We start from the raw sequence: 7,676 nt of genomic DNA, 5'->3' as shown, positions 1-7,676 counted from the left end.
CGCCCGTTTGGAGTCACTCAGCGCGCCGTTGCGGACCGGTCTTCATACCGTGTGCTTATGAACCACACGCCCCGCTTCAGCACCGCGTTCCGCTGCACACTGCTGGTCCTCACCCTGGGAGCGGTCGCGACCGCGTGCGGCGATTCCGACACCCATCCGCTCTCCACGAAGCCGTTCGACGCGGCCGAGCAGATCGCGTTCAACACGCCCGGGGACCGCCGTAAGGCCGATCCGGACAAGCCTCTTGAGGTGACCGTCAAGGGAGACGACGGCCGGATCACCGATGTGACGGTCGTCGACGACTCGGGCCACCATCTCGCGGGCGAACTCTCCGCGGACGGCAGCCGCTGGCGCTCCACCGGCGCCCTGTCGGCAGGCGCCAAGTACACCGCCAGGGTCGCCACGGAGGACTCCGAGGGCTCCCCGGGCACCCGTACGCTCACCTTTGAGACCTCCCCGGCCAAGCGGCTGCTGACCGTCGGCTTCGGCCCGGAGAAGGGCACCTACGGCGTCGGCCAGCCCATCACCGCGGAACTGAGCCTGCCGGTCAAGGACAAGGCGGCCCGAGCGGTCGTCGAACGCGCGCTCAAGGTCGACTCCAAGCCCTCGGCGGACGGCGCCTGGCACTGGGTCGACGACAAGAACCTCCACTTCAGGCCCAAGGACTACTGGCCCGCCGGCGCCACCGTCACCGCCGCCAGCAACCTCCAGGGCGTGAAGATCTCCCACCAGCTCCACGGTGGCGCCTCCAAGCCGCTCAACCTCACCATCGGCGACCGGGTCGAGGCCATCACCGACGCCTCGTCCCACCAGATGACGGTCAAGCGCAACGGCGAAGTGATCAACACCATTCCGGTGACCACCGGCAAGCCCGGCTTCTCCACCCGCAACGGCGTCAAGGTGGTGCTCGGCAAGGAGTACTTCGTCCGGATGCGCGGCACCAGCGTCGGCATCTACGGCTCGGAGGGCTACGACCTGCCCGTCTACTACGCCACCCGGGTGACCTGGAGCGGCGAGTACGTCCACGCCGCGCCCTGGTCGGTCGGCTCACATGGATACGCGAACGTCAGCCACGGCTGCACCGGAATGTCCACCGGCAACGCGGCGTGGTTCTACGAGACCGTCCGCGAGGGCGACATCGTCCAGGTCGTCAACAGCTACGGCGACGAGATGGACCCGTTCGGCAATGGCTTCGGTGACTGGAATCTGTCCTGGGACGAGTGGCGCAAGGGCAGCGCCCTGGTGGCCGGGACCAGGGACGGCAGCGATCCCGCCGATGCGGCACGGCTGCGTCCCCAGGTCTAGGAAACGGCGTGAAAGCTCCCACGAGGGCGCCCGGCCCGCGGCGGTACACCGCAGGTCCGCCCGCGACCGCCCGCGACACCCCGAATCCCGGCGGGCGGTCAGGCCACCCTGGGCTCGATGGACAGCCGTTCCCGCAGCAGCGAGGCCAGCGCTGCGGCGAACTCGACCGGCTCCACCGGAAGGGTCACCGCCGCCTCCGCGCGGCTCCAGGTGGCCAGCCAGGCGTCCTGCGGGCGGCCGATCAGCAGCAGCACGGGCGGGCAGTCGAAGATCTCGTCCTTGATCTGCCGGCACACCCCCATACCGCCGGCGGGCACGGTCTCGCCGTCCAGCACACAGACGTCGATGCCGCCCTGCTCCAGCCGTGTCAGCACGGCGGGCAGGGTCGCGCACTCGAAGAACTCGACCGGCGGGACATCGGCCGCGGGCCTGCGTCCGGCGGCCAGCCGCACCTGTTCACGGGTGTTGGCGTCATCGCTGTAGACCAGCACGGTGGCGGTCGGCTGCATCGTTCCTCCGCGGCGTTGGATGTGCGTCGTTGGACGTCGGTGGGTGTCGGTGGGCGATCGGCGGATCAGGGACCCGATGGGCCGGATCGTACTCGCTCCAACTCCGGGGAAACAGCGGTTCCCCCACCCGCCGCCGCCCCTCCGATGGGCCGTTCGGGCAGGACAGGGGCCACTGACACACCGAACGGCACCCCCCGGAGTGAGGGCGGGATAAGCGACCGACATAATGTCGGTCGTGGCGACAGCAACGACAGTAGAAACCGGGCACGCGCACCCGTCGGTCAATCGGCCGAACCTCACCAGCGTCGGAACCATCATCTGGTTGAGTTCCGAGCTGATGTTCTTCGCGGCCCTCTTCGCGATGTACTTCACCCTGCGATCGGTAACGGGTGCCGACTTCTGGGCCGAGAGAGCCGACCTTCTGAACTTTCCGTTCTCGGCGACCAACACCACGATCCTGGTGCTCTCCTCCCTCACCTGCCAGCTCGGCGTATTCGCAGCCGAGCGCGGTGATGTGAAGAAGCTCCGCACCTGGTTCGTGATCACCTTCATCATGGGTGCGGTCTTCGTCGGCGGTCAGGTGTACGAGTACACCGAGCTGGTCCAGCACGGGATGTCTCTCTCGTCGGATCCGTACGGCTCGGTGTTCTACCTGACCACCGGCTTCCACGGACTGCATGTGACGGGTGGCCTGATCGCCTTCCTGCTGGTCCTGGGCCGGACGTACGCGGCCAGGAGATTCACCCATGAGCAGGCAACCGCCGCCATCGTCGTGTCCTACTACTGGCACTTCGTCGATGTCGTCTGGATCGGCCTCTTCGCCACGATCTACATGATCAAGTAACGGCGCGGGCGCAGCCGCCCGAAGCAGTCACAGTCCAGAAGCATCGACGCAGAAAATCCTGACACCGGGGTAATCCGTGAAAAAGCTCTCCGCACGACGACGCCATCCGCTGGCGGCGGTCGTCGTCCTACTTCTCGCGCTGGCGGCCACCGGGGGGCTGTATGCCGCGTTCGCGCCCGCGGACAAGGCACAGGCCGATGAAACCTCCCAGTCCCTCGCCATCGAGGAGGGCAAGAAGCTCTACACCGTCGGCTGTGCCACTTGCCACGGAACCGGCGGTCAGGGCACTACTGACGGCCCGAGCCTGGTGGGTGTCGGCTCCGCTGCCGTCGACTTCCAGGTAGGCACCGGGCGGATGCCCGCGCAGCAGCCGGGCGCCCAGGTGCCGAAGAAGAAGGTCATCTACAAGCAGCACGAGATCGACCAGATCGCCGCTTACGTCGCCTCGCTCGGCGCCGGTCCGATCACGCCCACCGAGAAGCAGTACAGCCCCCGGGGCGCGGACGCCGCCAAGGGCGGCGACCTGTTCCGGACCAACTGCGCGCAGTGCCACAACTTCACCGGCAAGGGAGGCGCGCTGACCGACGGCAAGTACGCCCCCACCGTGGAGGGCGCGAGCGCCAAGCATATCTACGAGGCCATGCAGACCGGCCCGCAGAACATGCCGTCCTTCCCCGACGGAATCCTCCCGGAGAAGGAGAAGCAGGACATCATCGCGTATGTCGAGACCATGAACGATCCCGACAAGGCATCCAGCCCCGGCGGTCTGTCGCTGGGTGGTCTCGGCCCCGTGAGTGAGGGCCTCTTCGCCTGGATCTTCGGTCTGGGTGCGTTGATCGCAGCTGCCGTCTGGGTCGCGGCCCACACCGCTAAGGCCAAGAAGTCATGAGTAGCCAAGACATTCCAGAAGAGAACCTGCCGGACGAGCAGGCCACCGCGCACGGCGCGGGAGGGCACGGGACGGCCACCGCCGTCGCCCAGCGGGCGGACGACGATCCCTTCCACGACCCGGGGCTGCCGGCCCACAAGCCGCGCATCCAGGACATCGACGAGCGGGCAGCGAAGCGCTCCGAGCGCACCGTCGCCTTTCTGTTCGTGCTGTCGATGCTGTCGACGATCGCGTTCATCGCCTGCTTTGTGATCTTCCCGGTCGACAAGCTCGTCTACATCTGGCCCTTCGGCCGGGTGAGCGCGCTGAACTTCTCGCTGGGCTGGACGCTCGGCGGCGCCCTCTTCTTCATCGGCGCGGGCGCGGTCCACTGGGCCCGCACCCTGATGTCCGATGTGGAGATCGCCGACGAGCGCCACCCCATCGAGGCGACCCCCGAGGTCAAGGCCAAGGTGGTGGCGGACCTCGCCGCGGGCAACGAGGAGTCCGGCTTCGGCCGGCGCAAGCTGATCCGCAACACCATGTTCGGCGCGATGGCCCTGGTGCCGCTCTCCGGTGTGGTGCTGCTGCGCGACCTCGGTCCGCTGCCCGAGAGGAAGCTGCGCGAGACCCTGTGGGCCAAGGGCAAGCAGCTCATCAACATGAACACGCAGGAGCCGCTGCGCCCCGAGGACATCTCGGTGGGCTCGCTCGTCTTCGCCATGCCCGAGGGCCTGGAGATGGACAGCCACGATTTCCAGAAGGAGATCGGCAAGGCCGCCCTGATGATCGTCCGGATCCGTCCCGACGACATCAAGGACAAGCGCGAGCTGGAGTGGTCGCACGACGGCATCGTGGCGTTCTCCAAGATCTGCACCCACGTCGGCTGCCCGATCAGCCTGTACGAGCAGCAGACGCACCACGTGCTCTGCCCGTGTCACCAATCCACCTTCGACCTCTCCGACGGTGCCAAGGTCATCTTCGGCCCCGCAGGTCACCCCCTTCCGCAGCTGCGGATCGGAGTGAACGCCGAGGGCAACCTTGAGGCGCTCGGCGACTTCGCGGAGCCTGTCGGTGCATCCTTCTGGGAGCGCGGATGAGTACTACTACGACCGAGAACAAGACCACCGCGCGCAAGGCACCCGCCGGTGAGCGGGTCGCGGACTGGGCGGACGGCCGGCTCGGGATCTACTCCCTGGCCAAGGCCAATATGCGCAAGATCTTCCCGGACCACTGGTCCTTCATGCTCGGTGAGATCTGCCTCTACAGCTTCATCATCATCATCCTCACGGGTGTGTATCTGACGCTGTTCTTCAACCCCTCCATGGGCGAGATCGTCTACGAGGGCAGTTACGTCCCGCTCCAGGGCGTCCGGATGTCGGAGGCGTACGCCTCGACGCTGGACATCAGCTTCGACGTCCGCGGCGGTCTGCTTATCCGGCAGATCCACCACTGGGCCGCCCTGATCTTCGTCGCGGCGATGATGGTCCACATGATGCGCGTCTTCTTCACGGGCGCGTTCCGCAAGCCGCGCGAGGTCAACTGGCTGTTCGGCTTCCTGCTGCTCGTCCTCGGCATGTTCACCGGGTTCACCGGTTACTCGCTCCCGGACGACCTGCTCTCCGGCACCGGTGTCCGCTTCGTGCAGGGCGCGATCCTGTCCGTGCCGATCGTCGGTACGTACATCTCGATGTTCCTCTTCGGCGGGGAGTTCCCGGGCCACGACTTCGTGCCCAGGTTCTACTCGATCCACATCCTGCTGCTGCCGGGCATCATGCTCGGACTGCTGGTGGGCCATCTGATCCTCGTCGTGTACCACAAGCACACCCAGTACCCCGGCCCCGGCCGGACCAACAAGAACGTCGTCGGCATGCCGCTGATGCCGGTCTACATGGCCAAGGCGGGCGGCTTCTTCTTCCTGGTCTTCGGCATCATCGCGGTGGTCGCCGCCGTCGCGACCCTCAACCCGATCTGGGCGCTGGGCCCCTATCGGATCGACCAGGTCTCCACGGGCGCGCAACCCGACTGGTACATGGGCTTCGCCGAGGGCCTGATCCGAGTGATGCCTGGCTGGGAGATCAACGCCTGGGGTCATACGCTCGCCCTGGGTGTGTTCATCCCGCTGGTGGTCTTCCCGCTGGTGCTGGGCGCGATCGCGGCCTACCCGTTCATCGAGTCCTGGGTCACCGGGGACAAGCGCGAGCACCACATCCTGGACCGCCCGCGCAACGCCCCGACGCGCACCGCCTTCGGTGTGGCCTGGCTGTTCGCGTACTTCATCATGCTGTTGGGCGGCGGCAACGACATCGTGGCCACGCACTTCAATCTGTCGATCAACGCGATCACATGGTTCGTCCGGATCTTCTTCTTCGCCGGACCGGTCCTCGCCTTCATCATCACCAAACGGATCTGTCTCGGCCTCCAGCGCCGCGACCGGGACAAGGTGCTGCACGGACGCGAGTCCGGCATCATCAAGCGCCTGCCGCACGGTGAGTTCGTCGAGGTCCATGAGCCGCTCAGCCAGGGCGACCTGTACAAGCTCACCGCGCACGAGCAGTACAAGCCCGCGGAGATCGGCCCCGCCGTCGACGAGCACGGGGTGAAGCGGAAGGTCGGCCCGGCCGAGAAGCTCCGGGCCAGGCTCAGCAAGAGCTACTACGGCGAGGGGAACCAGATCCCCAAGCCGACCGGCGAGGAGTACAAGGAGATCACCAGCGGCGACGGCCACCACTGACCGTCCCCACCTCGCGAAGTTCGCCACAGCGGGAGCCCCGTCCAATGACCGGACGGGGCTCTTCGCCGTCCCCGGGGCTGGATAGGGTGGGAGGCATCCCATTCGCCCGTGGACCCTGGAGCGGACCATGAACGTTGTGACCCCGGCAGGCGGCGACAGCGTGGCGGACCTCTCCTGGCCCGGCGTGCTGAACTCCCTCCTCGACAACCACGACCAGAGCGCGGACGCCACCGCGTGGGCGATGGACCGCATCCTCAGCGGCGAGGCGACGAACGCGCAGATCGCCGGGTTCGCGGTCGCCCTGCGGGCCAAGGGCGTGACCGTCGAGGAGTTCTCCGGTCTCGTCCGGACCATGTACGCGCACGCCAATCTGATCGAGGTGCCCGGCGCGACCGTCGACATCGTCGGCACGGGCGGCGACGGCGCGAAGACGGTGAACATCTCCACCATGTCCGCGATCGTCGTCGCCGGTACGGGGGCGAAGGTCGTCAAGCACGGCAGCCGGGCCGCGTCCAGCGCGTCGGGCGCCTCCGATGTCCTGGAGAAGCTGGGCGTCAATCTGGAGCTGTCCCCGCGCCGTGTCGCGGAGGTCGCGGAGGAGGCGGGGATCACCTTCTGCTTCGCGGTGAAGTTCCATCCGGCGCTGCGGCACGTGGCGGCGGCGCGCAAGGAACTGGGCATCCGTACGTTGTTCAACTTCCTGGGGCCCGTGACCAACCCGGCGCGGGTGAAGGCCCAGGCCACCGGGGTCGCCGACCCCGTGATGGCCCCCATCCTGGCCGGGGTGCTCGCGCGGCGCGGCTCCTCCGCGCTGGTCTTCCGCGGGGACGACGGTCTCGACGAGCTGACGACGACGGCGACGTCCCGGGTCTGGGTGGTACGGGACGGCTCGGTCACCGAGGAGTCCTTCGACCCCCGCGACCTCGGCATCGAGGTGGTCCCGGTGGCGGCCCTGCGCGGCGCCGACGCCTCCTTCAACGCCGACGTCGCCCGCCGCGTCCTGAGCGGCGACCCCGGCCCGGTGCGGGACGCGGTCCTCCTCAACGCCGCCGCCGCCCTGGTCGCCCTCACCCCGGCCGACGCCCCCCTCAACGACCAGCTCGCGGCGGGTATCGCGCGCGCGGCCGAGTCCATCGACTCGGGGGCGGCGGCGGCGGTACTGGAGCGCTGGGTGGCCGCGAGCCACGCGTAGCGCCTCCGGCGGGGTGGGCGGGCTGTCCCGGGTCCCGACCCGAACCGGGTTGCGGTCCGGTCCGGTCCGGGTCCGGGGTATGCGAGTCCCGCCGGTGCGTCCGGAAGCGCACCCTCCGTGGAGCGGCACGCCCTCCGGGCGTGTCCTCAAACTCCCCCAGGCTTCGTCCGGGGGGACCCCAACGGGCTTATTGTGCGCACCCGGGTCCGGAAAATCAGCCTCGT

Annotated in this window: 7 protein-coding genes; 6 read left to right on the top strand and 1 reads right to left on the bottom strand. The window is 68.0% G+C overall.

Annotation, left to right across the window (positions count from 1 at the left end):
• The first annotated feature begins 57 nt into the window (after window positions 1–57).
• The gene (locus ACWF94_RS27175; RefSeq protein ID WP_453493807.1) at window positions 58–1,305 is read left to right on the top strand and encodes an Ig-like domain-containing protein; all 1,248 of its coding nucleotides are present in this window, start codon (window positions 58–60) and stop codon (window positions 1,303–1,305) included.
• 98 nt (window positions 1,306–1,403) lie between these two features.
• On the opposite strand, the gene ACWF94_RS27170 is transcribed toward ACWF94_RS27175, so the two are convergent.
• Window positions 1,404–1,814 (bottom strand): hypothetical protein, encoded by a 411-nt coding sequence (locus ACWF94_RS27170; RefSeq protein ID WP_453493804.1) that lies wholly within the window; start codon window positions 1,812–1,814, stop codon window positions 1,404–1,406.
• Window positions 1,815–2,040: 226 nt separating this feature from the next.
• Between ACWF94_RS27170 and ctaE the strand changes: the two genes are divergently transcribed.
• The 5 genes from ctaE (at window position 2,041) to trpD (ending at window position 7,452) form a co-directional block, all read left to right on the top strand.
• Complete coding sequence (gene ctaE, locus ACWF94_RS27165; protein ID WP_453493801.1) at window positions 2,041–2,658, top strand: aa3-type cytochrome oxidase subunit III; 618 nt, start codon at window positions 2,041–2,043, stop codon at window positions 2,656–2,658.
• A 76-nt stretch (window positions 2,659–2,734) separates the two neighbouring features.
• Complete coding sequence (gene qcrC, locus ACWF94_RS27160) at window positions 2,735–3,547, top strand: cytochrome bc1 complex diheme cytochrome c subunit (protein ID WP_453493798.1); 813 nt, start codon at window positions 2,735–2,737, stop codon at window positions 3,545–3,547.
• On the top strand, window positions 3,544–4,626 hold the full coding sequence (qcrA, locus tag ACWF94_RS27155) for a cytochrome bc1 complex Rieske iron-sulfur subunit (RefSeq protein WP_453493796.1): 1,083 nt from the start codon (window positions 3,544–3,546) through the stop codon (window positions 4,624–4,626). The genes qcrC and qcrA overlap by 4 nt, the downstream gene beginning before the upstream one ends.
• Window positions 4,623–6,260: a cytochrome bc1 complex cytochrome b subunit gene (gene qcrB / locus ACWF94_RS27150; RefSeq protein ID WP_453493793.1), complete on the top strand. Its 1,638-nt coding sequence runs from the start codon at window positions 4,623–4,625 to the stop codon at window positions 6,258–6,260. The genes qcrA and qcrB overlap by 4 nt, the downstream gene beginning before the upstream one ends.
• 127 nt (window positions 6,261–6,387) lie before the next feature.
• Window positions 6,388–7,452: an anthranilate phosphoribosyltransferase gene (trpD, locus tag ACWF94_RS27145; protein ID WP_453493790.1), complete on the top strand. Its 1,065-nt coding sequence runs from the start codon at window positions 6,388–6,390 to the stop codon at window positions 7,450–7,452.
• The last annotated feature ends 224 nt before the right edge of the window (window positions 7,453–7,676 follow it).

The sequence above is a fragment of the Streptomyces sp. NPDC055078 genome (assembly GCF_053607985.1).
The sequence above is the reverse complement of the archived record's forward strand: the minus strand, read 5'-3'. Positions and strand labels throughout refer to the sequence as shown.